This window comes from Brucella cytisi (assembly GCF_038433355.1).
In the GTDB taxonomy this organism is placed as follows: Bacteria; Pseudomonadota; Alphaproteobacteria; order Rhizobiales; family Rhizobiaceae; genus Brucella; species Brucella cytisi.
Window position 1 is genome coordinate 59,013 of sequence record NZ_JBCAUP010000021.1, and the last position, 26,217, is coordinate 85,229.

The following is a 26,217-nucleotide window of genomic DNA, read 5'->3' on the forward strand; positions in this document are numbered from 1 at the left end:
CACCGTTGAGGTCAGTCCAGCGAGAAATCGAAACGGTAAGTCGCAGAAACGCCGACCATGAACTGGTCCGGGGAGCCGCGTTCCTTCACGATGCTTGAATCCTTTGCCGGACCTTGCAGACGACTGTACTCACCAAACAGGCTCGTATCGATCTTGTCGGTTGCCTTCCAGGTAATTGCGCCACCAACACCAGCTGACTTGAAGCCACCGCCCGGACTATATTCGGAAAGTCCCGACGCAACTGCTTCCTCGGCATCGACGCCGAAATAGGTTTTGAAGTAATCCTTTGAAGCGAAAGTCGCACGCGGACCACCCGACACACGAACAGTCGGCGTAACATCATAGAATGCATCGGCAGCAATATCGGCTACGACGCCATTATGCGCACGGATACCATGACGCACTTCGCCACGCACACGCAACCAGTCGGTGGGGTAGACGTCGACAAAAGCACCCGCTTCACCACCAAACTTCGTGTCTTTCAGGCCGTGAATATCGTCATCCCTTTCGAACAACAGCTTACCGGCGAGCCCCACGCGGAAGCGGTCGTTGTCGATCAACGCGAAGGATACGTTGTCATTTCGCGATGAGAAGCGCGTCGCCTGCCCCTGTCGGCCGAGTGAGATCAGCGGCTGGGCAGAAAAGCGATATTTGTTCGAGCCTTCGAACTTTGGAGCGACGAGGCCTGCCGCGCCGACCTTGAGATACCAATCGCCAGACCAGAAATGCTTGCGAGCCGGCTGAACGGTTTCCGCCGCATAAATATCGGCTTGCTGTACATCGGCGGAGAAAGCGAGCGAACTACTCGTTAGGAATGCGGCACTTGCAACAAGCGCCAGAGGAACAATACGTGCCACATTAAACTCCAACAAAAAGCGCCCCAACAAATTTTGAGGCATTTATCACTTTTTGTCGAGAATAAGTAAAATTTGATTTAAATCTTAAGTGGAAAACGAAACCAAGACTTCGCCTCACTCAAAAGAAAGCAAGCGATCCAGTTCTGACAGTGGCTTCGCGCTTGCAAGCAGGGCTCGTGCCTCTGCGTCATCGTGCTTCATCTGATCGATAAGCGGATCAAGGCCATCAAACTTGATCTCCCCGCGCAGAAAGCCAAAGAAGGATACACAAGCGATCTCACCATAAAGGTTGCCCGAAAAGTCAAAAAGAAATGTTTCAAGAAGGGGCGTACCGTCACTGTCCACGGTTGGGCGGCGGCCAAAACTCGCAACCCCGTCATAAAGGTCACCGTTCTCACGCCTGAACCTGACAGCATAGATTCCGTGCTTCAAGCCCGCCTGCGCGTCGATTTGCATGTTCGCGGTCGGAAATCCAAGCGTACGTCCGAGCTTCTTGCCGTGCACAACTTTACCGCAAGCCATATAGCGATAACCAAGAAGTCCCGCTGCTTGAACGACGTCCCCTTCGCAAAGCAGATTTCTTATGCGGGTCGATGAGACGAGGTTATCGCCTTCGTCTGAAAAGGCGTCGACAAGTGTAACCGTGAAACCGGCTTTTTCTCCAGCTTTCTGAAGAAATTCCGGTGTTCCGCGCCGGCCCTTACCGAAATGAAAATCATAACCGGTGACCACACAGCTTGCGTGCAATCTTTCAACCAGAATGTGTTCAACAAAGTCTTCCGCAGAGCGAGACGAGAACTCACCGGTAAATGGTTGCTCGACGACCGCATCAAAACCCATCAGATGTAGAATTTCAGCCTTCTTCGCTGCTGCGGTCAAACGATCGATCGGCGCATCCGGCTTGAAGAAGCTACGCGGGTGCGGTTCAAAAGTCAGGACTACTGCTGGCAGGCCGCTTTTTTCAGCAATCTCCAGCGCGCGCTCCAGAACAGCCTGATGGCCGCGATGGACACCATCGAAATTACCGATTGCCACGACACAATTCTGCAGGCGTTCCGGCAAAGAATCCGTTCCAGAAAGGCGCTGAAAGCTGGATGGGGTCATAGTGATCCGAACTTCGTTGGTCGTAACGAGATTGCTCGTCCTCAAACAAGAGCATTAAGCGTAGCAACCGGACGATTGCCATGCTTCTGGAGAAACGCTTCCATTCGGGCAATGTCAACCGTGCCATCGGTTGTATAGTCCGCTGCATGAACTCCACCGGAAATGTAGAGCACATCCAAATCGAAGTCGGTGGCGCCCTTCACGTCAGTCAGAACCCCGTCACCGATACCGAGAATTCGGCTCTTCTCGACTTTTCCGCCCCGAATCTCTTCAGCGAACCGCAGTGCTGCCTCGTAAATCGGGCGATGCGGCTTTCCAGCTATAAGAGTGCGTCCGCCGAGCTGGCCATATTCGCGTGCAAGGGCACCTGCGCACCAGATCAGCCGCGTACCGCGCTCAACCATAATGTCCGGATTGGCACAGATGAACGGAAGATTGCGCGAACGCAGCCGGACCAGCAATTCCTTGTAATCGTCCGGTGTTTCACTTTCATCATCATAAAGTCCGGTGCAGACGACCCCCGAAGCTTCGAATTCTTCAACCAATTCAACAACGAGACCGTCATAGATGGTCAACTCGCGCTCACAGCCGATGTGAAACACCTTGCGCGGACCTTCGGCGATCAGATCACGGGTTACATCGCCGGACGTGACCACACGATCATAGGCATCCGCGGGAACACCAAGACCCAGCATCTGCTTTTCGACATCTGGATGAGGTCTTGGAGAATTCGTCACCAGAATGACCGTAACGCCCTTGGCGCGCGCACGCTTTAGAGCCTCGATTGCAGCCGGATACGCGGCTTCGCCGTTATGCACCACGCCCCATACATCACAGAAGAGCACATCGTACTGGTCGGTCAGATCGTCGAGGCGTTCGAGCTGCTTCATGATTTCCTCTTGATAATCCATCGGTAAGGCGAGAACCGCTATAGGGTGTCTATAAGACTGCCGAAAAGGCAGCCAGCGCTCCATCTAACGCAGCCAATCACATCTGTCACGGTCTTTGGCCCGGATATCCGACCGGCAAAGCGCGTCCAATTATCTCATAGGTGATTTCACCGATCATTTACCGTGCTTCGTGACTGACTGTTAGAAAGATGCTGGTAGGAGCGGATACAACCTTTCATTTCATGTGTCTCAGACACAACCGTCGGCGGGGGCTACGTTGAAAAACTGGATCACTCAAACCCGCAGGCTTGCGCTGCGTAGTTTTCGTCATTTGACCCAACCGATGAGCCTGCGCTTTGCCAAAGACGAGCGCGGTAATTTTGCGATGATAATGGCTTTGGTGCTGGTGTCTCTGTTGCTCGCCGGCATGGTTGCAGTCGACTCCGCCAATCTCATGCGTGTGCGCAACAATGTACAGGCTTCGCTCGATGCTGCGGCACTCGCTGTGGGTAAGAGATTTTCCACTGGCGCCCCACAGTCCGATATGCAGGTTTATGGCTCGCAAATCTTCAGCGCAAACCTCACAGCGTTAAGCGGCAGTGCAGTTCGGTTTCAGGTCACTTTTCCAGAAGGCCGGGAAACGGAGCAGCAAGTACAAGCAACCGCCAACTTCACATACAAGTCTCTTTTTGGCGTCATTGCATCTCGCCTACTGGGTTCAGAACAAAATGACTGGGACAATAAAACTTATGCGCTTCGGTCAGCCGTAAGACTCAAGAACACGATTGAAGTTGCATTGGTCCTCGATAACTCCGGCTCAATGGACTACTACGGAAGTGGCTCTAATAAAAAGCGCATGGATTTACTCAAGGATGCAGCCAAGCAGTTGGTAGAAACCATGGCCGCGCAATCCTCCATCATCACGCGCGTTCAAAAACCCGTACAGTTTTCGCTTGTTCCGTTCGCTGGCTCGGTAAATGTCGGCCCGCAATATCTCAATGCGTCATGGATGGATACAGCAGGGCTGAATAAAGTCAACTTCGAAAATTTCGAGCTCCCGATTACAATCGATAATAACCGAAAAATTATTGAAAACCCCGTTGGAAGCAAACGCTTCTACAAATCCGGTTCCGGCTGGGGGATAGATGACGGAAAGGCTTTTTCCCGCACCGTTCTTTATAATGATATTATGGCGCGGGATGCTACATCCTGGCTAAAATGGTCGGGATGCGTTGAGGCCCGAGGTGGCAAATACGGACTCGATGTCTCTGCCCCTGTTCTAGGTAATCCGGCCACCATGTTTGTGCCGATGTTTGCACCCGCTGAATACTATAATAGCAATCGGGATCGGGGGGTGAACTACTGGTGGACCGAAAATTTATCCGGTAGTAATTATACAAAACTACAGCGAGACATCACCAAATATTATCTTAAAGGAAAAACGGCACGCGCTGATGAGAACGGTGGTCCGAACTACAGCTGCACGACCTCTCCTCTAACGCTGCTTACAGATGTTTCCAAGGATGAAGGCAAAACAGCGATTCTGAATGCAATTAGCGCCATGAAAGCGAACGGTGGTACTAACGTACCTGAGGGGCTAGCGTGGGGATGGCGAACCATTGCTCATGCGGCTCCCTTTACCGAGGGTCGGCCCGAAAGCGAACGTGGAAACGATAAAGTCGTGATTGCTCTGACCGACGGCGCAAACACTTACTACACTTATAAATTCCTACTCGGAAGCAATGGTTCGGACCGGGCAGGCAACCAATCCTACTATTCGGCCTACGGTTATACACGTGAAGTTCCTGCCGAATATGGACGTACCCGACTATTTCAGGAGACGAGCGTAGGTGTATTCCAGGACAACGCTGCCTATGGCAAAGCGATGAATGCGAAATTCGAAACTCTTTGTAACAACGCAAAGGCTGCAAATGTCATCATCATGACCGTTGCACTCGATCTCAGCGCAAGCAAAAGCGATGAGAAAGCACAGATCGACCTGCTTAAATCCTGCTCTTCAAACTCGCGTGTTCGCCTGGAAGACGGCAAACCTGCAAAACTTTTCTGGAACTCCACCGGTGGGAATCTTGCGGAAACCTTCCGGCAGATCGGCGACGAATTGTCAAACTTGCGTCTGGTCGATTGATATTGCTAACAACAACACCATATGCCGGACCAGGCATCGTCAACCCGTGGCCGCTCCGCGTTAAGGATAGTGCAAATTAACCATCATTCGTCTGTCAAATTTCTCAGGCAATCTTGACAAGATAAGGTCTAGCTTCTATTTCAGAGCCACGTTAGCACTCTCATAGGATGAGTGCTAACAAGCGCGGATCGGCTCGATCCGTTAACAGGGTTCAACGTCTATAACACCAAGGGTTATACCATGGCTGATATCAAGTTCCGCCCGCTTCATGACCGCGTCGTCGTTCGTCGCGTTGAATCGGAAGCCAAGACCGCTGGCGGCATCATCATCCCTGACACCGCCAAGGAAAAGCCGCAGGAAGGCGAAATCGTCGCTGTTGGCGCAGGCGCCCGTGACGAAGCTGGCAAGCTGATCGCTCTGGAAGTCAAGGCTGGCGACAAGGTTCTGTTCGGCAAGTGGTCGGGAACCGAAGTCAAGATCGGCGGCGAAGACCTGCTGATCATGAAGGAATCCGACATTTTGGGTATTGTCGGCTAACGCCTCCGGCTCGGTATCGTCGGCTAATATGGCCTACATACGGGGTCGATCATATACCACAAACCAATTCACCATAATCTGACCGGGACAATTCCCAGGAGAGTAAAATGGCTGCAAAAGACGTAAAATTCGGTCGCTCTGCGCGCGAAAAGATGCTGCGCGGCGTCGATATCCTCGCTGACGCTGTAAAGGTAACGCTCGGCCCGAAGGGTCGTAACGTTGTCATCGACAAGTCTTTCGGTGCTCCGCGCATCACCAAGGACGGCGTATCGGTCGCCAAGGAAATCGAACTGGAAGACAAGTTCGAAAACATGGGCGCACAGATGCTGCGTGAAGTGGCTTCGAAGACCAACGACACTGCCGGTGACGGCACGACGACGGCTACCGTTCTCGGTCAAGCAATCGTTCAGGAAGGCGCAAAGGCTGTTGCCGCCGGCATGAACCCGATGGACCTGAAGCGCGGTATCGACCTCGCAGTAACCGAAGTTGTTGCTGAACTTCTCGGCAAGGCCAAGAAGATCAACACGTCGGAAGAAGTTGCTCAGGTTGGTACCATCTCCGCTAACGGCGAAGCCGAAATCGGCAAAATGATTGCTGATGCGATGCAGAAGGTCGGCAATGAAGGCGTGATCACGGTTGAAGAAGCCAAGACCGCTGAAACCGAACTCGAAGTCGTTGAAGGCATGCAGTTCGACCGCGGCTACCTGTCGCCTTACTTCGTCACCAACCCTGACAAGATGGTTGCTGACCTCGAAGACGCTTACATCCTTCTGCACGAAAAGAAGCTCTCGAACCTCCAGGCTCTTCTGCCGGTTCTGGAAGCTGTCGTTCAGACCTCCAAGCCGCTCGTCATCATCGCTGAAGACGTCGAAGGCGAAGCTCTTGCAACGCTCGTCGTCAACAAGCTGCGCGGCGGCCTGAAGATCGCTGCTGTCAAGGCTCCTGGCTTCGGCGATCGCCGCAAAGCCATGCTCGAAGACATCGCGATCCTCACCGGCGGTCAGGTTATCTCCGAAGACCTCGGCATCAAGCTCGAAACCGTTACGCTCGACATGCTCGGCCGTGCAAAGAAGGTTTCGATCTCGAAGGAAAACACCACGATCGTTGACGGTGCAGGCCAGAAGGCTGAAATCGATGCACGCGTTAGCCAGATCAAGCAGCAGATCGAAGAAACTTCTTCGGACTACGACCGTGAAAAGCTTCAGGAACGTCTTGCCAAGCTTGCTGGTGGCGTTGCCGTGATCCGCGTCGGCGGTGCAACGGAAGTTGAAGTGAAGGAAAAGAAGGACCGCGTTGACGACGCCCTGAACGCAACCCGCGCTGCGGTTGAAGAAGGCATCGTTGCTGGCGGCGGCACCGCCCTGCTCCGCGCTTCGGCCAAGATTTCCGCCAAGGGCATCAACGCCGACCAGGAAGCTGGTATCAACATCGTTCGTCGCGCTCTGCAGGCTCCAGCTCGTCAGATCACGACCAATGCCGGTGAAGAAGCTTCGGTTATCGTTGGCAAGATCCTTGAGAATGCCTCTGAAACCTATGGCTACAACACAGCCAATGGTGAATTCGGCGACCTGATCAAGGCTGGCGTTGTCGATCCGGTTAAGGTTGTCCGTACCGCTCTGCAGAATGCTGCATCGGTTGCCGGCCTTCTGATCACGACGGAAGCCATGATTGCTGAACTGCCGAAGAAGGATGCAGCTCCGGCTGGCATGCCTGGCGGCATGGGCGGCATGGGCGGCATGGACTTCTAAGAAGTCCATAAAGCTTACTTTGATGAAAATGCGAGAAAGGCGGCCTAGGGCCGCCTTTCTTTTTACGTTGCGTAACCGTTTGTGATTTATGAAAAATTTACTCTGCTCGCGCTTTGCCGCACCTAAGTCGTTATTTTAGAAACTTCTGATTGACTCATAACCACCAATCATGGTCAATCCCGAATGACACAGAGATGGACTTCCTGTTTGCCCCCGCACTTTGGAAGTCCTGTCTCAGGCAACAGGAAAGGCAGGCTTCGGCCTGTCTTTCCACTTGCACTTCCAAAAGTTCAGCTTCTATTCTGCGGCGTCAATCTGCGCCTTTCCTGATATCGAGGCGTCATAACGCGCGCGAGCCATCATTACCTTTGCTTCATTGGCTATCGCCCACTCACCCAATGCGCGCACAGGCCGCAAGAGATCGCTCCCCATTTCAGTCAGTTCATATTCGACCTTGGGCGGAATTGTCGGAAAGATCGTACGCGTGACGAAACCATCTCGCTCCAGATTGCGTAACGTCGTCGTCAGCATTTTTTGAGAAATACCATCTACGCTTCGACGCAATTCGTTGAAACGCATTGGATGATTACCGAGATAGCTCACCACAAGCACCGTCCATTTATCGCCCACGCGAGACAGAATATCCGCAACGGTCCTGCATGCACTGGTTTCCTTGAAGTCACCGGGTTTCATAAAAGTGCCTCCTTGTGCGCTAGGTAAGTCACTTATATAGCGTCAGTTTCCAACGGTTACCACTCTAAATAAAGGTGCTATCTATGTCTAAGCTCAAAGTCGCCGTCGTCGTCGGCAGTACACGTGAACAGCGTTTTGCTCCAGTCCCTGCTCAGTGGATTGCGAAACTCGTGGCAGAACGCCCGGAACTGGACGTGGAAATTCTTGATGTCGCCGATTATCCGATGGGCTTCTATGGCGACACTTCCACCACGACCGCACAAGCAGAAACTGCTGACAAATGGAAAAACAAGCTGCGCGAGTTCGATGCCTACATCCTGACTGCGGCTGAATACAATCACGCTCCTACTGCTGTTCTAAAAAACGCCATCGACTATGGTGACTGGATTCAGAAGCCAATGGGATTTGTCGGCTATGGTGGCGTCGGTGGCGCTCGCGCTGTCGAACAACTGCGGATGATTGCAGTCGAAATGTCTTCTATGTCAGTCAAGACCGGCGTTCATATACTTTTCCCTGATTATCTCGCCGTCGTCAAAGGCGAGAATAAGCTGGACGACCTCCCTCATCTGGCAGAAGCAGCCAAAAACATGCTGGATCAGTTGGTTTGGTGGGGCAAGGCACTTAAGTCGGCGCGTGCCGTCTGAATAAGACGGCAAGCCGGAACGTTAGAGTTCCGGCTTGCCGCTAGCATTGTATGCCCTATGATTATCCGCAGTCACAATGGAATGGATGATCATATGCGCAAAGAACTTTCTATCGCCTCAGCTCCGAAAGACGGCCGTAAGATAACAGTCGTCTGGACCGATGAAGATGAGCAGCGTAATGAGTCAATTGCGCAGTATCGAACGCTAGCCCAATTACAGGCCGGTGGCGGTCAGTGGGATGAGACAGATACTGGCTGGTGGACGTTCACCGATAGCAAAACCCAGCGCAAGATCGAACCGACCGCCTGGATTTCCGAAACGGATAACGGTGACGAAGAGGACGACGCTTGACCGTGGAAGTCCCGGTCAACAAAAATTGACTTTTATAGTCATGTTTTATCAAATGACTGCGTTATAAAAGTTTCACGAAGAAACATTCGCCCGCCAAGCACCTGGCGGTGCTATATTTGCTTTGGATGGCTCGGTTTCGAGTCCAATTACCCGGAGACCTGAAATGACCGCTACGCGTACCGAAACAGATACGTTCGGACCGATTGATGTTCCTGCAGACCGCTACTGGGGCGCTCAGACGCAACGCTCGTTGCAAAACTTCAAGATCGGCGGGGAGCGCATGCCGCTTCCCTTGGTCCACGCACTGGGTGTCGTCAAGCGCGCGGCAGCGGAAACTAATATTGCGCTTGGCAAACTCGATCCGGTTCTCGGCCAGGTAATTGCAGTGGCGGCGTCCGAAGTCATCGAGGGTAAGCTCGACGAGCAATTCCCGCTGGTCGTCTGGCAGACTGGTTCGGGAACGCAATCGAACATGAATGCCAACGAGGTCATTTCAAACCGGGCTATCGAACTTCTCGGTGGTGAAATGGGGTCCAAGAAGCCGGTCCATCCCAATGACCACGTGAATATGAGCCAGTCGTCCAATGATAGCTTCCCAACGGCAATCCATGTTGCCACGGCAGTCGAGGCCGTCAATCGGCTTTATCCGGCGGTTGAACAACTGACCAAGGCGCTCCAAGCCAAGGAAGAGGCCTTCAAGGATATCATCAAGATCGGTCGTACCCATACGCAGGATGCAACGCCGGTTACACTGGGACAGGAATTCTCCGGGTATCGCGCCGCGTTGGAATATGCGCGCCATCGCATCGAGCAATCGCTCGCAGACGTCTTTCTGCTCGCACAAGGCGGGACTGCAGTCGGCACGGGCCTGAACGCGCCAATCGATTTCGATACGGGCTTTGCTGAAGCCGTGAGCGAAATTACCGGCCTCCCTTTCAAGACGGCGCCCAACAAATTTGAGGCTCTTGCCAGCCACGGTGCTATCCTCAATTTCCATGGCAGCCTGAATGCTTTGGCGGCAGACCTTTTCAAGATCGCGAATGACATTCGTTTCCTCGGTTCGGGTCCGCGGTCCGGGCTTGGTGAACTGTCACTGCCGGAAAACGAACCCGGCTCCTCCATCATGCCGGGCAAGGTCAATCCGACCCAGGCAGAAGCTTTGACTATGGTCACAACACAGGTGTTTGGTAACCAGACCACAATTACGGTCGCCGCAAGCCAAGGTCACTTCGAGCTTAACGTGTTCAAACCGGTAATCGCATATAATGTCCTGCAATCGATCCGCATTCTCAGTGATGCCATGGTGTCGTTTGCCGATCATTGTGTGGAGGGAATCGAACCGAATCTGAACCGTATCAAGGAACTGCTGGACCGCTCGCTGATGCTTGTGACCGCGCTGGCTCCGGCGATCGGTTATGACAATGCAGCCAAGATCGCCAAGACCGCGCACAAGAATGGAACGACCTTACGTGAAGAAGCATTGGCGAGCGGATTGGTGTCGGCAGAAGACTATGAGCGGCTGGTGCGGGCAGAGAGAATGATTGCACCAGAGTGAATTGGTATTCATACTGTAAACAAACTGTCGAAGATTAGACGGCTTTCCTTGACAGTCTGCAGTCGTTAATTGATGCTTCAGTTCAACAGGAGATAGCCTCGCATGTCCTCTATCACTCCACAGTCCAATGGCGCTGTAGCGCTCATCGCCCGCATCTTTCTTTCGATCCTCTTCATTCTTGCCGGCTACGGCAAGCTGACCGCCATCTCGGGCACTGCAGGTTACTTCGCTGGTCTCGGCCTTCCGGTTCCAACCGTTACGGCTGTCCTTGTCGGTCTGGTGGAATTTGTCGGCGGCCTCGCAATTCTCGTCGGCTTTCAGACCCGCATCGCGGCAGCCATTGTCGGTCTGTTCACCATCGGCGCGACGCTTGTTGCCCATATGGACTTCTCGCAAGGCATGAACGCCATGATGGCGCAGAAAAACCTCGCAATTGCGGGTGGCCTCTTCATCCTTGCCCTGCATGGTGCAGGTTCGCTTTCGATTGACGCCAAGCGCGGCTGAGCAGACATCACCAACACAACATAAAGAAACCGCGCTATATAGATGGCGCGGTTTTTTAATTCCCAGCTGCTGTCAATAGTTAAAAAGGAGGATTCTCCTGGAATTGAGGTAAGTCATCCAGAATATCATACCATGGAGCTTTCGAGCTGACGAAAATATGAGCAGACGGCTTCAGCTTTGGCTCCTCAGCCAACACACCATAATTGACGTGAACATATTCGCCCCCGCGAACGATGGAATATAGAAAAGAACCACAAGAAGCGCATCGCACATCGTGATCGATCTCGTTGCCGACAAGCATGAGCGACGATTTACTATTCGTCTCTTCGAGTGCGTGGGTTTTTATTCCACCGAAAGTCTTGAATGCACTGCCAGTGGCACGACGACATAATGAGCAATGGCAGTTCAGGGCATATTCGAATTCATCCGTCACTGTGAAACGGACTGCTTCGCAGGTACAACGTCCAATCAATTTCCGCACACTATTCATCTGAACTGTTCCGAGTTCCAATTGTGAAAGGGCAACTCGCAACATAAAAGACAAACTTGAAGTTATCTACCCGCCTAGTCCTTTACGAATACGGGTCGCAACTTCTGTAACGCGTGCATTCTCGCGAGCCCTGCGCGCTGAAACAAGGCAAGCCTGTGAGCGCAGAATAACGCCGTCTTCCAGAACCTTTAGGCGGTTGGCCCGCAGCGTTGAACCCGTCGATGTAATATCGACGATCATGTCTGCAGAACCTGCAGCCGGAGCGCCTTCAGTAGCCCCCAAGCTTTCAACGATGCGGTAAACCTGAATGCCATGCTTCTGCGAAAAGAATTGCTGTGTCAGTCGCCAGTACTTGGTGGCGATACGCAGACGGCGACCGTGACGCTGGCGGAAATCTGCCGCCACATCGTCCAAGTCAGCCATGCTGGTCACATCACGCCAGACTTCCGGGACTGCCACCACAACATCAGCATGACCGAACCCCAGTTCCGCTTCGATGGCCACGCGTTCTTCCGAATGCGCCAATGTTTCGCGAACAAGATCTTCGCCTGTAACGCCCAGATCAACACTGCCGTATCCCAGTTCACGGGCTATTTCGGAAGCCGAAAGGAACAGAATGTCGAGATCAGTTTCGCCCTCAACACGAGCCCGGTAATTACGCGAGTCATCCGGCAGGATCACTTTGTAACCCGCCTTGTCTAGCACTGCGAGCGTCTGTTCCTTCAAGCGCCCTTTGGACGGCAATGCCAGAGTCACACTCATTTTCTCTCTCCCGCCAGCATTTGCAGTCGGTCGAGCCAGATGGAAAAGCCGACGCCGGGAATGTTTTCCGAAGCGCCAAGCATGGTCAGAAGCCGGTCATAGCGACCGCCGCCAGCGAGAACGCCTTCCTTTTCAACACCCGGAGCCCGGATTTCATAAACGAGACCGGTATAGTAATCGAGCGGACGCCCGAAGGAGGCATCGTAGATAATATCTTTTGTAGCGATGCCCGCATTCGCAATAGCTTCACTGCGGGCCTCAAACTTTTGCAAGACTGCAGCAAGATCAAGGGCGTGTTCCGAAGCAAATGCCCGCAAGGTAACGGCTGCGGAATCAAGCGAGACGCGCGTTTCAAGAAACTGCTTCAGAAGATCAAGCGCGGATGCAGGAAAGCGCGTAACTGCAAGATCTTCCTTCTCTATCAACCGGCGTGCAATCTCGGCCGGCGAACGTCCTGCACTGGGCGAAATGCCAGCTTCGAGCATTTCTGCTTCCAGCATGCGTGCAAGTCCGGATTCATCGCCCTCTGCCACAAGCCCGGCAAGCGTTTCCGGTAACGGATCACGCCGTTGTGCGCCGGTCAGTTCAGCAAGTACCTGTTCCATGGAATTCGCATCGCCGAAAGAACGCAGAAGCTTCTTGCGCCAACCTTGTGGCAGCCCCAGCGCCTTCAGCATACCCGCAAAAACCGACTGGTCTCCCAGAACAATCTCAAGCTCTGCTTCAGGAGCAGCCGCACGAACACAGGAAAGCGCATCAGCAATCGAGCGCGCATCCGATGCGGCTTCGTCGGAGGCACCCAAGTCTTCGATACCGGCCTGAAGGAATTCGGCCGCACCGTCACGATGCTGACGGAACACTTCGCCCAGATAGGCATAGCGCTTCGGCGTGGCAGCATTCAGGGCGATGTGGTTGCGGCAGACGGGAATGGTAAATTCCGGCCGCAAGCACAAACTATCGCCGTTCTCGTTTTCAGTGAGAAAAATACGACGGCGTAAATCCTCGCCCGCCATATCCAAAAATGGATCTGCCGGCTGAATCAGCGGAATTTCGACAAGTTCGGCTTCGCGCGCACCAAGCGTCGCACGAAGAGAATTGAAAACACCAGACGAGCTCGATCCAGCCATAGTTTTCGTCACTTCGACTGTTCTGCGCGATCTCGCGCCTGGCTGGCAAGGATTTCACGGACGGCATCGATGAGGCCATTTTCCTTGGCCGTGATCTGAGCCGGGCGGCTTTCGCGCCAGGTTACATTGTCCTCAATCTCCGCTGAAAGGCGCTTGCCCTCGACCAGATCCTTAATCTGCACCTCACCGGCCTCACGCTCCTGCGAGCCCTGAATGATGACACAAGGCGCTTCACGACGATCAGCATATTTCATCTGCGCCTTCATGCCGGACCCGCCGACATACATTTCAGCGCGAATGCCGGCCTGACGCAGGTCGGAGACCATCTTCTGATAGCGGCCAAGGCTTTCTGTATCCCTGTCCATAACCAGAACCACTACCGGGCCGACAACATCGGAAACATCAAGTTTGCCGAGGTTCTTCAAAGCCGTCATCAAGCGCGAAACACCAATGGAAATGCCCGTCGCCGGTACTGGCTCGCCGCGGAAGCGTGACACTAGACCATCATACCGGCCACCACCGCCCACGGAACCAAACACGACCTTCTGACCGTCTTCATTGGTAACGTCGAATTGCAGTTCCGCTTCGAAAACCGGACCGGTATAATATTCAAGACCACGCACAACGGACGGGTCAATCTTCACACGACCATCGTAGCCACCCGCCGAGAACAGCACCTGCATGTCGGCAAGTTCGGTTACACCTTCTTCACCCTTGGCGTTGCCAGCCACAACTGCACGGAGATTGGCGATCGTTTCGACGCCGGTCGCCCCGCCCGCCGCAGTGAAAGCCAGAACTTTCTCGATTGCATCATCAGTAAGTTCAGCGCCCTTGGTGAAATCGCCGCTTTCATCAAGACGGCCCTTACCGAGCAGAAGGCGAACGCCTTCAGGTCCAAACTTGTCGAGCTTGTCGATGGCACGCAGTACATTGAGGCGCTTGGCGGCATTGCCCTCACCTTTAAGACCGATAGCATCCAGCACACCGTCAAGAACCTTGCGGTTATTGACGCGGATCACATAATCGCCACGACTGATGCCTAGGCGCTCCATCGTATCGGCCATCATCATGCACATTTCGGCATCGGCCGAGACATTCGGCGCACCGACCGTGTCAGCGTCGAACTGCATGAACTGACGGAAACGACCCGGTCCCGGCTTCTCATTGCGGAATACCCAACCATTGCGATAGCTGCGATACGGTTTTGGCAGTGACTCGTAGTTTTCAGCGACGTAACGTGCCAGCGGCGCAGTCAGATCGTAGCGCAGCGACAGCCATTGTTCATCGTCGTCCTGAAACGAGAACACGCCTTCGTTCGGGCGGTCCTGATCCGGCAGAAACTTGCCGAGCGCATCCGTATATTCCACGAGCGGAGTTTCCACCGGCTCGAAGCCATAAAGGTCGTAAACTTCACGGATTGTCGCCATCATCTTTTCAGCGGCGCGCAAATCATCCGGCACCCGATCGACAAACCCGCGCGGCAACCGCGCCTTCATCTTGTCCGCTTTATCGGCCATTTTTCCTGCCTGATCGCTGATTTATACACACATGCCGATTGGAACCGGCATCAATTCTGTTGCCGGTTTCCTAACCGATCAAGTCCGTTGCGGCAAGTGCAGGAAGCGTGTTCAGCGTGTCGCAATGGCGACGGCTGCACCCGCCATCATGCCAGCACTGGTTCTGTTAGCGATCCGCATCATGCGGGGACTGCGCAGAAACCGTCGTGCTTGTGCTGCGAGCACCACCCATGCGGTATCGACTGCAGCGAGAACGGCAAACATGACCAGCAGCAATTCAGCCCAACCAACCAGCGAAACATGGGTGATATCAACCACCGTCGGCAGAATGGCGAGGTAGAACACCATGATCTTCGGATTACCAAGCGTTATCGCCAGCGCGCTAAGGAAGAGCTTCCCCGCCTCACCCTGACGCGGAATGGCATTTTCATCCGCAACTTCATCTACCGGTGCGATCCACATCTTCCACGAAAGATAGATCAGATAGGCTACGCCGACATATTTGAGGATGAGAAACGCAGTGTGAAATGTGTTGGCCAGCGCCGCCAGTCCCCAGACAGCGAGTGAAAGCCAGATAGCATCACCAAGCCATAGACCGAACATGAATGGAAAGACGCCCTTGTGGCCGCGGCTGATAACGCGTGCCACCAGCGCGCCGACATTCGGCCCTGGCGTACCCGCAGCCACAACCAGAATACCGGCAAATGCCAACAACGACACCAAATCCATGATCGTCTCCCATACTCAAAGATTGATGTTTCTCGCAGAAATGATGCGGCTTAGCAATCGTTGCACTAGCTGGGTCGTTTGAAACTCTGTCGCAATTTTTCAATGTGTGTCCGACAGTGACAACCTTCGATGTGGTCGTTCACCAGCCCCATTGCTTGCATGAAAGCATATACAGTCGTTGGACCAACGAATGACCAGCCGCGCTTCTTCAGATCTTTGGAGATGCGAATTGATGTTTCAGTCTTCGGATTGGCAACAAGGGTTGGATAGTCCACCACCGTAGGGCGATCTTTTACGCCCGGTTCGAATGACCAGAAATAGGCCGCAAGTGAACCCTTTTCTGCTATCAGCTCAATTGCGCGCTTGGCGTTGTTGATCGTGGATTCGATCTTGCCGCGATGGCGCACGATACCCTTATCGGCCAGCAAGCGCGCCACATCCTCCTGATTGTACTGCGCAACACGATGGAAATCGAAGCCATCGAAAGCGGCCCGAAAATTATCGCGTTTTCGCAAAATCGTGAGCCACGACAGGCCTGACTGGAATCCCTCAAGGCAGATTTTTTCGAAAAGCCGGAAATCGTCAGAGACAGGAACACCCCATTCCTTGTCATGATAAGCAAGATAATCGGGTAACTCGCCCGGCCAGAAGCAACGCGTCATTCCATCGGCGCCGACGATCAGACCGGTTTTTGCCTCAGCGACATCGCTCATTGTTCCGCCTCTCAAGTTTCATCCATAATTAATTATGTCGCGCAACCTGACACTAACCACAACTTTAATTGGAAGGGCCGTCAGGCAAAACACGCTACCAAAATTTACCTTTACGATTCCATTCCGGCACACAATCCCCACACGAGCATGAGGGTCACTCTCCTGACAGCTGATGTCAGGAGTTGCAACGGGCAACTGCGTCACAAAGATTTTCAGGCGCAAAGATACGGATCGGGATTATGAAACCACGGCATCTTCTTTTAATCGGGTCGCTTGCGGCTATTGCCGTTTCCATCGTCAGCACGGGCATGGCCTTTGCCAATGACCGCTATGCAACACTGCCGCCGGTACGTGTGAGTCCTGATCTTTCCGCGCCATGGGTAGCTCAATTGCATGGACAGCCTGCCCGCATAAAGGTCGTACCGCAATCTTTGCAGCCAGCGCCACGTGTTACCGCCAGACAGAAGCAGAAAGTCAAATCCGGCTATCGTCAGGTTTCGTATCAACGCCCGGCTGCAAACCCGGCCAATACGGTGCGAAAAAATCAGATTGATCCCGCTTACCTGCCGCAGACGGTTTCCTATTCCGGCAACGAAAAACCGGGCACAATCGTCATTGATACAGGCAAGCGCTTCCTTTATCTCGTTCAATCCGGAGGTAAAGCGATGCGATATGGCGTCGGCGTCGGGAAACAAGGTTTCAGTTGGAAGGGTTCGCAGCGCATCAGCCGCAAGGCTGAATGGCCAACCTGGACGCCACCGAAGGAAATGATCGCCCGCGAGCGCAAGAAGGGGCGTATCCTCCCGGCGCGTATGGAAGGAGGGATAAATAACCCGCTTGGCGCGCGCGCGCTTTATCTCGGTTCAACACTCTATCGTATCCACGGGACTAACCAGCCTTGGACTATCGGCAAGGCAATGTCGTCCGGCTGCATTCGCATGCGCAATGAAGATGTCACCGATCTTTATGAACGTGTCCCGGTCGGCGCAAAGGTGGTTGTCCGCTAATCGAACCATCTTTTTTATGTCATTTACAACCGCCTTCTCTCGGAGGCGGTCGTATTGTTTTCATAAATCTGAAAAGATCAAAATTTCTGCACAGAAAGAATGATTGCAGACTTGGAAACATGATTGAAAGGGCTTTTCCTTTTCCCCCGAACACCCATATGCTGACAGTGGCAAAGTCCAAAGCGAGATGAAAATGGCTGCCAGATGGCAGTTCGTGCTGGAGAAAGAACCGGCATGTAGGTCAATAGCATTCATGCGCATCAAAGGATCCACCTTTGCGCTCAATGCTTCGGAGGGAAAGGATAAATCATGACCGTACCGACGGTTAAACTGAACGACGGCAATCACATTCCGCAGCTCGGTTACGGTGTCTGGCAAGTAGGTAATGACGAAGCGGTGACCGCTGTCAGCGAAGCGTTGAAAGCAGGATATCGTCACATCGACACCGCTGCCATTTACGGCAATGAAGAAGGCGTCGGCAAGGCGATCAAGAGTTCCGGAATCGAGCGCGGCGACATTTACCTCACCACAAAACTGTGGAACGGTGAACAAGGCTATGAATCGACGCTGAAAGCATTCGACGCCAGCTTGAAAAAGCTTGGCACCGATTATGTGGATCTCTATCTCATCCACTGGCCGATGCCGTCAAAAGATCTTTTCATGGAAACATGGCGCGCTTTTCTCAAATTGAAAGAAGAGGGTCGAGCCAAATCCATTGGTGTATCCAACTTCCGTACAGCCGATCTCGAACGCATCATCACGGAAAGCGGCGTAACGCCGGTTCTCAATCAGATTGAGCTGCACCCACAATTTCAGCAGGACGAGTTGCGTCTGTTCCACAGCAAACACGACATCGCGACGGAAGCGTGGAGCCCACTTGGTCAGGGTAAAATTCTGGAGGATGCCACGCTGAATGCCATCGCTGAAAAGCATGGCAAGTCGGTTGCACAAATCATCCTGCGCTGGCACATCGAAACGGGCAATATCGTCATTCCCAAGTCCGTTACGCCCGCCCGTATCACAGAAAATTTCGATATTTTCGATTTCCGTCTCAACGGAACCGATCACGATGCGATTACGAAACTGGATAAGGCAGACGGTCGGATCGGCCCGAACCCGAGTACCTTTTCGGCTGGCTGAGCAGACATCGAAGACAAAACCGGGCAATTGCCCGGTTTTTTATGCAGCTATTTGTGACAATCCCTGAGGCTTCGGCCCACCATAGGCCCAGTCAATCAGTTCCACCGTGTGCACGATGGGTAGCTTGCTGCCGGTGGCGATCTGAGTCATGCAGCCGATATTGCCGGTAGCGATCAGATCGGCGCCTGTCGCCTCAATGTTCTTCACCTTGCGGTCACGCAACTTCGTGGCGATATCTGGCTGCATGATATTGTATGTACCTGCTGATCCACAACACAGGTGTCCTTCCAGAGGTTCTTTCACCTTGAAGCCCGCCCTTGAGAGCAGATCCTTAGGCTGGCGCACGATTTTCTGACCATGCTGCATGGAGCAGGCGGAATGATAGGCAATTGTTAGCGCTTGCGGTACATCCGGCTCCGGCAGATCAATACTGGCGAGATATTCGGTGATGTCCTTGGCCAACGCTGATACGTGTGCTGCCTTGTCCTTGTACAATGGATCGAGACGCAGCATGTAGCCGTAGTCTTTGATGGTCGTGCCGCAGCCCGATGCCGTGACAATAATGGCATCAAGACCACCCGCTTCGACCTCACGCGTCCAGACATCGACATTGTGCCGTGCCTGTTCAAGCGCCTGCTCCTCGCGGCCCATATGATGGACCAGCGAACCGCAGCAGCCTTCGCCCTTCGGTGTCACCACTTCGATGCCGAAGCGGTTCAAAAGCCGCAAGGTTGCAGCGTTGATGCCCGGATTGAGCACTGGCTGCGCGCAGCCATTGAGGATCGCCACGCGACCACGCTTCTCGCCTTTGGCAGCACTAACTGTTTCGATATTGGCGGCCGCTGGCAGACTTTGCGGCGCTAGGTCGAGCATGGCCGCCATCGGTCGCAGGGATTGGCTTTTGCGCAGGAGCGGCGCAAACGGCTTTCCAAGTTTTGCCAGTTTTAGCGCAGCGCGGAAACGACCCGGATAGGGCAGCACCTGCGCCAAAACCCCACGCAGGAAGCGGTTCACAAATGGGCGCTTATAGGTTTTTTCAATATGCGCCCGCGCATGATCGACCAAATGCATATAGTTGACCCCGGAAGGACAAGTCGTCATGCAGGAAAGGCAGGACAGGCAGCGGTCAACATGGCGAACGATTTCCTCGTCCGCAGGGCGACCGTTTTCCAGCATATCCTTGATTAGATAGATTCGTCCGCGGGGACTGTCGAGTTCATTACCGAGCGTCACATAGGTCGGGCATGTTGCGGTACAGAAGCCGCAATGCACGCATTTGCGCAAGATTTTTTCGGCTTCACTGACGCCGGGATCGCGCAGTTGATCGGGGCTGAAATGGGTCTGCATGGCTTCAAGCTCCAGCCTGACGGGGATGCATACGCCCCGGATTGAGGATATTTTCGGGATCGAATTGTTGCTTCAACCGCTGAGAAAGCGCTGCGAGTGCTGCCGGTTGCGGTTCGAACACTGCATTGCTTGCGCGAATATGTTCCGATGCGCGCACGAGCGTCGCATGGCCACCGCCATATTTGGTAATCAGCTTGCGCAAAGTTTGCGCTTCCGTGTCAGCTTCCATCCGCATCCAGATCAGCCCACCCTGCCAGTCGTAATAGGCATCGACACCTGCATAACGCCGGAACTCGTCCACCATACGCCAGCCTTGCATCGCCGTTATCGAAACACGCCAGACGGCGCGATTGTCTCCTGCATTGGCATAAGGCAAGACGTCGCGCACTTCACGCCAGAGCTGGTGCGACTGCTGCCCATCTAGCATCTCGACTTCACCCGATTGGCCCAGCAGCGCCTGCAATTGCCGACTACGGTGCTCGACCGAAGGTGCAAAGCCTTCGAGCCGTAGAACGGTCGCCGCATCCCAGCCTAGCTTACCGTCAAGGAAGCGATTGGCAACGGTCGGCGGCAGATGCGCAGCGGAAGCGACTTCCTCTCGCGATCCCATAGCCATTGCCATGACGCGCGCCGCCTGTTCGTCGGTCAGACCGCGCACGGCAAGCGTGGCTGCGGTTTCCGGCTTCGGAAGAACCTTGAACGTTACCTCGGTGGCAATGCCCAGCGTGCCCCAGGAATTGGCCATACCCTTGGACAAATCATAGCCCGTCACGTTCTTGACCACGCGACCGCCAGATTTGAACAATTCGCCCCGCCCGGACACAACGCGCACGCCAAGCACATGGTCGCGTGCGGCACCCGCCTTGAGGCGACGCGGACCGGACAGATTGGCGGCAAGCGCGCCACCAATCGTGCCGCGACCAGCATCGCCCAACAACAACGGGCCGTAATCCATCGGCTCGAAATGAAAGCACTGATTGTTGTCGGCCAGAAGCTTTTCGATCTCGACCATCGGCGTTCCGGCCTTTGCCGAGAGCACCAGTTCGTCCGGCTCATACAAGGTCACGCCCGACAGTTTGGAAACGTCGAGCACGCGACCGGCATCAACCCTGTGTCCGATGCCACGCTTGGAGCCATGGCCGATAATTTCCAGCGGCGTGGAACTGGCCAGTGCATCCTGCACGGCATCCAGAACACCAGCCTCATCTTGCGGCTTTAGAATATTTGCATCGCTCATGATCAAACCACAACTCAGAATCGGGGAATATCCGGGAAGGCCAGCTCGCCACGATGCACATGCATACGACCAAGCTCGGCGCAGCGGCGTAATTGCGGAAAGACCTTGCCGGGATTAAGGAGGTGCTTGGCATCGAAAGCACATTTGACACGCATCTGCTGGTCAAGATCAATCTCGTTGAACATTTCCGGCATCAGATCGCGCTTTTCGATGCCTACTCCATGTTCGCCAGTGAGAACACCACCGACTTTCACGCAAAGGCGCAAAATGTCCGCACCAAAATCTTCCGCTGCTTCCAATTCGCCCGGAATATTCGCATCATAGAGGATAAGCGGATGCAGGTTGCCGTCGCCCGCGTGGAACACATTGGCCACCCGCAATCCATATTTCTCGGAAAGTTCGCGCATCCCCGACAGAACACGCGGCAGTTCTTTGCGCGGAATGGTGCCATCCATACACAGATAGTCCGGCGAGATGCGTCCCACTGCCGGGAATGCCGCCTTCCGGCCTGCCCAGAAAGCCAGACGTTGTTCTTCCGACTGCGACAAAATGCAGGTTGTAGAACCGTTTGTAAGCGCCAGTGCTTCGACCCGACCTATCAGATAGTCCACTTCGACGGGCGGCCCATCAAGTTCGACGATCAGCAGCGCTTCAACATCGAGCGGATAACCGACCCGCACGAAATCTTCGGCGGCCTTGATGGCTGGCCTGTCCATCATCTCCATGCCGCCTGGTATGATGCCTGCGCCGATGATGTCAGCGACACACTGACCGGCTTGCTCGCTGGAGGGAAAGCCGACCATGACTGCACGCGCCGTTTCCGGTTTTTGCAGGATACGGACCGTAATCTCTGTCACGACACCGAGCAGTCCTTCTGAGCCGGTCATCAGACCGAGAAGATCGTAGCCCTCACTGTCGAGATGCTTACCGCCAAGCCGGATAACTTCTCCGGTGATAAGCACCATTTCGATCCCGAGCACATTATTGGCGGTCAGACCGTATTTAAGGCAATGCACACCACCCGCATTTTCCGCGACGTTACCACCGATGGAACAGGCAATCTGTGACGAGGGATCAGGCGCATAATAAAACCCCTCGTGTTCAACAGCCTTGGTAATGCCGAGATTGGTCACGCCTGGCTGCACCACAGCGACTCGGTTCGGATAATCGATTTCAAGAATGCTATTGAAGCGCGACATACCAAGCAGAACCGCATCCTGTAGCGGCATGGAGCCGCCGGACAGCGAAGTACCCGCTCCCCGTGGCACGACACGAATGTTATTATCGTGACAATAACGCAGAACCTGCGAAACCTGTTTGACTGTTTCAGGCAGCACAACGACGAGCGGAAGCGAGCGGTGTGCCGTCAGGCCATCGCTCTCAAACACGCGCATTGCATTGATGGCATCCACGACGCCTTCGCCTGGCACAATGTCGCGCAAGTCTGCAACGATCTGCTCGCGACGCTGCATGACGGACGCGTCCGGCTCCGGCATGATGAGTCCGCTCATATTCTCCTCCACCACTTGTGTGGTCAAAGTGCACTCCACACCATTTTCGTCAAGTGGTAAATCATTTTTACCACTTTATTCAGTAGCTAAACAGTTTCCACGCTGCGGCATAATTGCTTGCCTAGTTTCGCGGCGCTCGGCTAGATGCTTTAAACCCAACGCTTTAGCAAAAAGCACAGCAGGGAATGGGATAGCAGAATATGATGAGCAGTCTGGCTGATATGGAAATCTTTGCCCGTGTCGTGGCAACGGGCAGCATGTCGGCAGCCGCTCGCGATCTGGGTCTCTCGCCAGCGGTTGTCTCAAAACGTCTCGGACGGCTGGAAGAAAGGCTGGGAACCCGACTGCTTCAACGAACCACACGCCAAATTGCGCTTACCGAAGCTGGTCAAGGCTATCATGAGCGGGTTCTGGCCATTCTCTCTAACATCGAAGAAGCGGAAGCCTTCGTTGCTCGCCGTTCTGCCGATGCGCGCGGTACATTGAAAATTTCAGCGCCCACGACTTTCGGTCGCATGCATATCGCGCCCTATCTCGTGCCGTTCATGCGCGCCAACGCAGATCTTACCGTCAATATGCAGCTCACCGACGAGATGGTCGACATTGTGGGCGATGGATACGATCTCGCCATTCGGATCGCGGAGCTTTCCGATTCGACCCTCGTTGCACGCCGTCTCGCACCGGTGCGTCGTATTCTCGTCGCTTCACCCGGCTATATCGCGGAACGGGGCACACCACAGACGATTGAGGATCTGCAGGAGCATATCTGTCTGGCACCGCACAACAACGACCCCTGGCGGCTGGAAGGACCCAAAGGACCCATCGTTGTACGACCAGTGGGGCCACTGCAAACTAACTCCAGTGAAATGGTACGCGAGGCAGTCCTGGCAGGCCTTGGCATAGCGCAACGATCGACCTGGGATATCGGCCCGGAACTTGCAGCAGGCAAGTTGGTGCAAGTGCTGCCCGACTACGCTGCTTCTCGCAACGTTGCAATTCATGCTGTCTATCCGTCGAAACAGTTCCTCCCGGCTAAGGTCAGACTGTTCATCGACTATCTGGCAGATCTTTATGGCCCTGTTCCTTACTGGGAGAGCGGCGCATCTCCGCACGAAGTAGCAAAGAAATAGACTGGCTTTCATTCGTCGGTTAATAAGTCACGCGCGCTATATTAGCATGCCAGCGTACACAGCTGACTAAGCTTTTGATTCTAAAAGGCTTAAATATCTCGCAATCCGTTATTCAAGCGAATCGGATGATTTCCTCCCATTGTCCTGATTTCCTGGGAAAAATGATGAACACACCTGTACGTTTTATTCTAGCAATCATCGTCGCCGTTATCGTCGGCTGTGGTTTCATGTTCTATGACAAATCGCGCGGCGCTGAATGGGTCGTTTCTCCACAACAGATCGAACAAGCGAAAGCTGACGGCAAATCGGGCGTAGAAAGCCGTCCCGGCACGGTAACCGTACTTCCAATCCGGAGCGAGACAGCCGACGCACTTCCGTTCAAATGGGCGATGTATGGCCTTGTCGCAGGCCTTTTCGTACTTGTCGCGACACGCAAGCGCAAAAAAGCCTGATCATTTTTCGATTATAATTCCTGAGAGCCTGATTGCATTATCGATCGGGCTTTCATTTTCAATATATTCCGTTGCCGGACATCAACCTAAGGGCTACTTTGCCGCCGTTATGGAGAGGGCTTCAGACGGCATGGCCGAAACGATTTTTTCACGCATACAGGCAAGCCGCACGGCAGACGACGTCGTGCACCAGATTGAAACGCTTATTCTCGAAGGCGTTCTACGTGGTGGCGACCGGCTTCCCGGTGAGCGTGAGCTGGCGCGCCAGTTCGACATTTCCCGCCCGATACTTCGCGACGCGCTCAAGAGACTTGAGACTGCTGAACTCCTGATCTCCCGTCATGGTGGAGGCACATTCGTTGCGGACGTGATCGGACAGGTTTTCAGCGCCCCTGTGGTCAAACTTTTTGCCGATCACCGCAAGGCAACTGGAGATTACCTTGAATATCGGCGCGAGATTGAAAGCATCGCTGCAGAATATGCGGCACTTCGAGCCACGCCAGCCGACAAGGCACTACTGACTGAAATCATGGAAGCCATGGAAAAGGCTCATGGTGTTAGTGACTTCGACACCGAAGCACGCCTCGACGTAGAATTGCACAACGCTATTGGTGAGGCTGCCCATAACATTGTTCTCCTGCACACATTGCGGTCCTGCTATCAATTGCTGAAAGATGGTGTTTTTTACAACCGCAGCCTTATTTATAGCTATCCTGGCGTCGCCGATATGTTTCTATCGCAGCACCGCGCCATTTACGATGCAGTCATGGCAGGCAATCCGCAAGCGGCACGCGAAGCGGTTCGAAAACACATTCGTTTCGTGGAGCAGGCAATGCATGATCGCGAGCTTAACGAAGAACGCGAACGTGTCTCGCGTCTACGCTATCGTCAGCGAGTCGGTGCGAAGTCAGGCAAAGACTTGAAGGAAAGTAACAGCGAATGAACGGCGTGGTTTTCAAGGAAGCTAAAGGGCCTGACGGCATCCGCCTTTATGCCATCGGCGACGTACATGGCCGTCTCGACTTGTTGCGGGATATGCACAGGCTGATCCGTGCCGACCTTGACCACCGCCCGGCTCACGACTGGCGCATCATTCATCTTGGTGATTATATTGATCGCGGTCCGAGCTCGAGAGAAGTACTGGATTTTCTGATTGATGTGTCACATCGGGATGAGCGCGTCATTTCGCTGTTGGGCAATCACGACGACGGCTTTCTTACCTATCTGGCAACAGGAGATGTAGCGGGGATATTCGCACTCCACGGTGGCATTGATACTGCACGCTCCTACAGTGTAGAAATTGATTTTACTGATGCAGATTCAGCGCACCAAGGTCATGCCGCGCTCGTCAAGACCGTCCCCCAAAACCATATCGACTTCATTCGCGCCATGCCGCGCTCAGTCGCTTTTGGCGAATTCTTCTTCTGTCATGCAGGCATAAACCCTGCTGTGCCGTTAGATGCACAAGATCCGGAAGAATTGATCTGGATTCGCACAGCTTTCCTTAAATGGACTGAACTCTTCGAAAAGGTCATCATCCACGGGCATACACCGCAAAGCGCCATCGATATTCAACCCAACAGGGTCAATCTCGATACATATGCATGGAGAAGTGGGCAACTGTCAGCCATCGTGATCGACGGTTCTGAAAAGCGTTTTATTGAAGCTAGCTAGTACGCGCTCAATGAGCGCTGGAAATGCCATAACCGTCAGTAGACATCGCGTTGTTGCCCGCATCGACGGTAAATATGCCGACCGCCATGAATACAATCGCGGAAACCATCAGGACGGTGAGAAGAGCGGCATGCTTGGCAGTCATATTCGGAAACTCTTTCGACGGTGGCCGGATAAAGCTCGGTAGACGAGCCGCCACTTGAGAGCATGGCGATCAGCCTTGCTCATTCGGTTGCTGCCCGGGGGAGACGGCGTTCAGTTACACCCGAAAAAAGTTACCCGCAACTGAACGGTTCCAGCCAAGCCACCGCTTTTCTCTTGAAAAACCGAATTGGTTGAACGCTGTGGCAAA

At 53.9% G+C, this 26,217-nt stretch carries 27 protein-coding genes; 13 read left to right on the forward strand and 14 right to left on the reverse strand.

Annotated elements, in window-relative coordinates; translation table 11 throughout:
• Nucleotides 1-11: 11 nt before the first annotated feature.
• From AAE521_RS18940 to AAE521_RS18950, 3 genes are all read right to left on the reverse strand, one after another.
• Nucleotides 12-872: a MipA/OmpV family protein gene (locus AAE521_RS18940; protein WP_374864985.1), complete on the reverse strand. Its 861-nt coding sequence runs from the start codon at nucleotides 870-872 to the stop codon at nucleotides 12-14.
• 99 nt (nucleotides 873-971) lie between these two features.
• Nucleotides 972-1,961: a bifunctional riboflavin kinase/FAD synthetase gene (locus AAE521_RS18945; RefSeq protein ID WP_342062146.1), complete on the reverse strand. Its 990-nt coding sequence runs from the start codon at nucleotides 1,959-1,961 to the stop codon at nucleotides 972-974.
• Nucleotides 1,962-2,002: 41 nt separating this feature from the next.
• The gene (locus AAE521_RS18950; RefSeq protein ID WP_342062147.1) at nucleotides 2,003-2,851 is read right to left on the reverse strand and encodes a TIGR01459 family HAD-type hydrolase; all 849 of its coding nucleotides are present in this window, start codon (nucleotides 2,849-2,851) and stop codon (nucleotides 2,003-2,005) included.
• Nucleotides 2,852-3,128: 277 nt separating this feature from the next.
• Here AAE521_RS18950 and AAE521_RS18955 point away from each other — a divergent pair, with 277 nt between their 5' ends.
• The 3 genes from AAE521_RS18955 to groL all read left to right on the forward strand — a co-directional run bounded on the left by AAE521_RS18955 (nucleotide 3,129) and on the right by groL (nucleotide 7,282).
• Nucleotides 3,129-4,997, forward strand: coding sequence for a pilus assembly protein TadG-related protein (locus tag AAE521_RS18955; RefSeq protein WP_342062148.1), 1,869 nt, complete (start codon nucleotides 3,129-3,131; stop codon nucleotides 4,995-4,997).
• Between the two features lie 240 nt (nucleotides 4,998-5,237).
• A complete protein-coding gene (groES, locus tag AAE521_RS18960; RefSeq protein ID WP_006472506.1) occupies nucleotides 5,238-5,534 on the forward strand; it encodes a co-chaperone GroES in 297 nt (98 codons plus the stop codon).
• 107 nt (nucleotides 5,535-5,641) lie between these two features.
• Complete coding sequence (groL, locus tag AAE521_RS18965; protein ID WP_071630518.1) at nucleotides 5,642-7,282, forward strand: chaperonin GroEL; 1,641 nt, start codon at nucleotides 5,642-5,644, stop codon at nucleotides 7,280-7,282.
• Nucleotides 7,283-7,579: 297 nt separating this feature from the next.
• Here groL and AAE521_RS18970 read toward each other — a convergent pair whose 3' ends face one another.
• Entirely contained in the window at nucleotides 7,580-7,975 is a 396-nt protein-coding gene (locus AAE521_RS18970; RefSeq protein ID WP_010660990.1) for a winged helix-turn-helix transcriptional regulator, read from the reverse strand.
• Between the two features lie 83 nt (nucleotides 7,976-8,058).
• On the opposite strand from AAE521_RS18970, the gene AAE521_RS18975 reads away from it, so the two are divergent.
• From AAE521_RS18975 to AAE521_RS18990, 4 genes are all read left to right on the forward strand, one after another.
• Nucleotides 8,059-8,619 carry an NADPH-dependent FMN reductase gene (locus AAE521_RS18975; RefSeq protein WP_071630517.1) on the forward strand — a complete coding sequence of 187 codons (561 nt, stop codon included), beginning with the start codon at nucleotides 8,059-8,061 and terminating at the stop codon, nucleotides 8,617-8,619.
• A gap of 93 nt (nucleotides 8,620-8,712) precedes the next feature.
• A complete protein-coding gene (locus AAE521_RS18980; RefSeq protein WP_342062149.1) occupies nucleotides 8,713-8,970 on the forward strand; it encodes a hypothetical protein in 258 nt (85 codons plus the stop codon).
• A gap of 163 nt (nucleotides 8,971-9,133) precedes the next feature.
• Nucleotides 9,134-10,525 (forward strand): class II fumarate hydratase, encoded by a 1,392-nt coding sequence (gene fumC / locus AAE521_RS18985; protein WP_342062150.1) that lies wholly within the window; start codon nucleotides 9,134-9,136, stop codon nucleotides 10,523-10,525.
• 102 nt (nucleotides 10,526-10,627) lie between these two features.
• The gene (locus AAE521_RS18990; RefSeq protein ID WP_071630514.1) at nucleotides 10,628-11,029 is read left to right on the forward strand and encodes a DoxX family protein; all 402 of its coding nucleotides are present in this window, start codon (nucleotides 10,628-10,630) and stop codon (nucleotides 11,027-11,029) included.
• A 79-nt stretch (nucleotides 11,030-11,108) separates the two neighbouring features.
• Here AAE521_RS18990 and AAE521_RS18995 read toward each other — a convergent pair whose 3' ends face one another.
• The 6 genes from AAE521_RS18995 to AAE521_RS19020 all read right to left on the reverse strand — a co-directional run bounded on the left by AAE521_RS18995 (nucleotide 11,109) and on the right by AAE521_RS19020 (nucleotide 16,367).
• A complete protein-coding gene (locus tag AAE521_RS18995) occupies nucleotides 11,109-11,462 on the reverse strand; it encodes a GFA family protein (protein WP_342062151.1) in 354 nt (117 codons plus the stop codon).
• Nucleotides 11,463-11,585: 123 nt separating this feature from the next.
• Complete coding sequence (hisG, locus tag AAE521_RS19000; RefSeq protein ID WP_011982740.1) at nucleotides 11,586-12,281, reverse strand: ATP phosphoribosyltransferase; 696 nt, start codon at nucleotides 12,279-12,281, stop codon at nucleotides 11,586-11,588.
• Nucleotides 12,278-13,408 carry an ATP phosphoribosyltransferase regulatory subunit gene (locus tag AAE521_RS19005; protein WP_071630512.1) on the reverse strand — a complete coding sequence of 377 codons (1,131 nt, stop codon included), beginning with the start codon at nucleotides 13,406-13,408 and terminating at the stop codon, nucleotides 12,278-12,280. Before AAE521_RS19005 ends, hisG begins: the two co-directional genes overlap by 4 nt.
• Nucleotides 13,409-13,416: 8 nt before the next feature.
• Nucleotides 13,417-14,925 carry a histidine--tRNA ligase gene (hisS, locus tag AAE521_RS19010; RefSeq protein WP_071630511.1) on the reverse strand — a complete coding sequence of 503 codons (1,509 nt, stop codon included), beginning with the start codon at nucleotides 14,923-14,925 and terminating at the stop codon, nucleotides 13,417-13,419.
• Nucleotides 14,926-15,036: 111 nt separating this feature from the next.
• A complete protein-coding gene (locus tag AAE521_RS19015) occupies nucleotides 15,037-15,654 on the reverse strand; it encodes a LysE family translocator (protein ID WP_071630510.1) in 618 nt (205 codons plus the stop codon).
• Between the two features lie 65 nt (nucleotides 15,655-15,719).
• Nucleotides 15,720-16,367: a DNA-3-methyladenine glycosylase I gene (locus AAE521_RS19020; RefSeq protein ID WP_342062152.1), complete on the reverse strand. Its 648-nt coding sequence runs from the start codon at nucleotides 16,365-16,367 to the stop codon at nucleotides 15,720-15,722.
• A 239-nt stretch (nucleotides 16,368-16,606) separates the two neighbouring features.
• Between AAE521_RS19020 and AAE521_RS19025 the strand changes: the two genes are divergently transcribed.
• On the forward strand, nucleotides 16,607-17,374 hold the full coding sequence (locus AAE521_RS19025) for a L,D-transpeptidase (RefSeq protein ID WP_342062153.1): 768 nt from the start codon (nucleotides 16,607-16,609) through the stop codon (nucleotides 17,372-17,374).
• A gap of 309 nt (nucleotides 17,375-17,683) precedes the next feature.
• Complete coding sequence (locus AAE521_RS19030; RefSeq protein WP_342062154.1) at nucleotides 17,684-18,514, forward strand: aldo/keto reductase; 831 nt, start codon at nucleotides 17,684-17,686, stop codon at nucleotides 18,512-18,514.
• Nucleotides 18,515-18,553: 39 nt separating this feature from the next.
• Here the strand turns inward: AAE521_RS19030 and glcF are convergent, their stop codons facing one another.
• From glcF to AAE521_RS19045, 3 genes are read right to left on the reverse strand one after another with little or no spacing between them, the layout of a single operon-like run.
• Nucleotides 18,554-19,861: a glycolate oxidase subunit GlcF gene (gene glcF / locus AAE521_RS19035; RefSeq protein WP_342062155.1), complete on the reverse strand. Its 1,308-nt coding sequence runs from the start codon at nucleotides 19,859-19,861 to the stop codon at nucleotides 18,554-18,556.
• 4 nt (nucleotides 19,862-19,865) lie between these two features.
• The gene (gene glcE, locus AAE521_RS19040; protein ID WP_071630551.1) at nucleotides 19,866-21,098 is read right to left on the reverse strand and encodes a glycolate oxidase subunit GlcE; all 1,233 of its coding nucleotides are present in this window, start codon (nucleotides 21,096-21,098) and stop codon (nucleotides 19,866-19,868) included.
• 14 nt (nucleotides 21,099-21,112) lie between these two features.
• Nucleotides 21,113-22,609, reverse strand: a complete 1,497-nt coding sequence (locus AAE521_RS19045) for an FAD-linked oxidase C-terminal domain-containing protein (RefSeq protein ID WP_342062156.1) — start codon at nucleotides 22,607-22,609, stop codon at nucleotides 21,113-21,115.
• 200 nt (nucleotides 22,610-22,809) lie between these two features.
• Here AAE521_RS19045 and AAE521_RS19050 point away from each other — a divergent pair, with 200 nt between their 5' ends.
• From AAE521_RS19050 to AAE521_RS19065, 4 genes are all read left to right on the forward strand, one after another.
• Entirely contained in the window at nucleotides 22,810-23,739 is a 930-nt protein-coding gene (locus AAE521_RS19050; RefSeq protein WP_071630504.1) for a LysR family transcriptional regulator, read from the forward strand.
• A gap of 164 nt (nucleotides 23,740-23,903) precedes the next feature.
• Entirely contained in the window at nucleotides 23,904-24,191 is a 288-nt protein-coding gene (locus AAE521_RS19055; protein ID WP_071630503.1) for a hypothetical protein, read from the forward strand.
• Nucleotides 24,192-24,321: 130 nt separating this feature from the next.
• Nucleotides 24,322-25,134 (forward strand): FCD domain-containing protein, encoded by an 813-nt coding sequence (locus AAE521_RS19060; protein WP_342062157.1) that lies wholly within the window; start codon nucleotides 24,322-24,324, stop codon nucleotides 25,132-25,134.
• Entirely contained in the window at nucleotides 25,131-25,865 is a 735-nt protein-coding gene (locus tag AAE521_RS19065; protein WP_342062158.1) for a metallophosphoesterase, read from the forward strand. The genes AAE521_RS19060 and AAE521_RS19065 overlap by 4 nt, the downstream gene beginning before the upstream one ends.
• A 7-nt stretch (nucleotides 25,866-25,872) precedes the next feature.
• On the opposite strand, the gene AAE521_RS19070 is transcribed toward AAE521_RS19065, so the two are convergent.
• A complete protein-coding gene (locus tag AAE521_RS19070; protein ID WP_010660970.1) occupies nucleotides 25,873-26,010 on the reverse strand; it encodes a hypothetical protein in 138 nt (45 codons plus the stop codon).
• Nucleotides 26,011-26,217: the final 207 nt, after the last annotated feature.

Bases quoted from the DNA above. Each gene is read 5' to 3' on its own strand.
- AAE521_RS18970 (WP_010660990.1), bottom strand. From the start codon at position 7,975: ATGAAACCCGGTGACTTCAAGGAAACCAGTGCATGCAGGACCGTTGCG.
- glcE (WP_071630551.1), bottom strand. From the start codon at position 21,098: ATGAGCGATGCAAATATTCTAAAGCCGCAAGATGAGGCTGGTGTTCTG.
- AAE521_RS18975 (WP_071630517.1), top strand. From the start codon at position 8,059: ATGTCTAAGCTCAAAGTCGCCGTCGTCGTCGGCAGTACACGTGAACAG.
- groL (WP_071630518.1), top strand. From the start codon at position 5,642: ATGGCTGCAAAAGACGTAAAATTCGGTCGCTCTGCGCGCGAAAAGATG.
- hisG (WP_011982740.1), bottom strand. From the start codon at position 12,281: ATGAGTGTGACTCTGGCATTGCCGTCCAAAGGGCGCTTGAAGGAACAG.
- AAE521_RS18950 (WP_342062147.1), bottom strand. From the start codon at position 2,851: ATGAAGCAGCTCGAACGCCTCGACGATCTGACCGACCAGTACGATGTG.
- AAE521_RS19070 (WP_010660970.1), bottom strand. From the start codon at position 26,010: ATGACTGCCAAGCATGCCGCTCTTCTCACCGTCCTGATGGTTTCCGCG.
- AAE521_RS19055 (WP_071630503.1), top strand. From the start codon at position 23,904: ATGAACACACCTGTACGTTTTATTCTAGCAATCATCGTCGCCGTTATC.
- fumC (WP_342062150.1), top strand. From the start codon at position 9,134: ATGACCGCTACGCGTACCGAAACAGATACGTTCGGACCGATTGATGTT.
- AAE521_RS19020 (WP_342062152.1), bottom strand. From the start codon at position 16,367: ATGAGCGATGTCGCTGAGGCAAAAACCGGTCTGATCGTCGGCGCCGAT.
- AAE521_RS19015 (WP_071630510.1), bottom strand. From the start codon at position 15,654: ATGGATTTGGTGTCGTTGTTGGCATTTGCCGGTATTCTGGTTGTGGCT.
- hisS (WP_071630511.1), bottom strand. From the start codon at position 14,925: ATGGCCGATAAAGCGGACAAGATGAAGGCGCGGTTGCCGCGCGGGTTT.
- AAE521_RS19025 (WP_342062153.1), top strand. From the start codon at position 16,607: ATGAAACCACGGCATCTTCTTTTAATCGGGTCGCTTGCGGCTATTGCC.
- AAE521_RS19030 (WP_342062154.1), top strand. From the start codon at position 17,684: ATGACCGTACCGACGGTTAAACTGAACGACGGCAATCACATTCCGCAG.
- AAE521_RS19045 (WP_342062156.1), bottom strand. From the start codon at position 22,609: ATGAGCGGACTCATCATGCCGGAGCCGGACGCGTCCGTCATGCAGCGT.
- AAE521_RS19050 (WP_071630504.1), top strand. From the start codon at position 22,810: ATGATGAGCAGTCTGGCTGATATGGAAATCTTTGCCCGTGTCGTGGCA.
- AAE521_RS19005 (WP_071630512.1), bottom strand. From the start codon at position 13,408: ATGGCTGGATCGAGCTCGTCTGGTGTTTTCAATTCTCTTCGTGCGACG.
- AAE521_RS18945 (WP_342062146.1), bottom strand. From the start codon at position 1,961: ATGACCCCATCCAGCTTTCAGCGCCTTTCTGGAACGGATTCTTTGCCG.
- AAE521_RS18980 (WP_342062149.1), top strand. From the start codon at position 8,713: ATGCGCAAAGAACTTTCTATCGCCTCAGCTCCGAAAGACGGCCGTAAG.
- AAE521_RS19060 (WP_342062157.1), top strand. From the start codon at position 24,322: ATGGCCGAAACGATTTTTTCACGCATACAGGCAAGCCGCACGGCAGAC.
- AAE521_RS19065 (WP_342062158.1), top strand. From the start codon at position 25,131: ATGAACGGCGTGGTTTTCAAGGAAGCTAAAGGGCCTGACGGCATCCGC.
- groES (WP_006472506.1), top strand. From the start codon at position 5,238: ATGGCTGATATCAAGTTCCGCCCGCTTCATGACCGCGTCGTCGTTCGT.
- glcF (WP_342062155.1), bottom strand. From the start codon at position 19,861: ATGCAGACCCATTTCAGCCCCGATCAACTGCGCGATCCCGGCGTCAGT.
- AAE521_RS18990 (WP_071630514.1), top strand. From the start codon at position 10,628: ATGTCCTCTATCACTCCACAGTCCAATGGCGCTGTAGCGCTCATCGCC.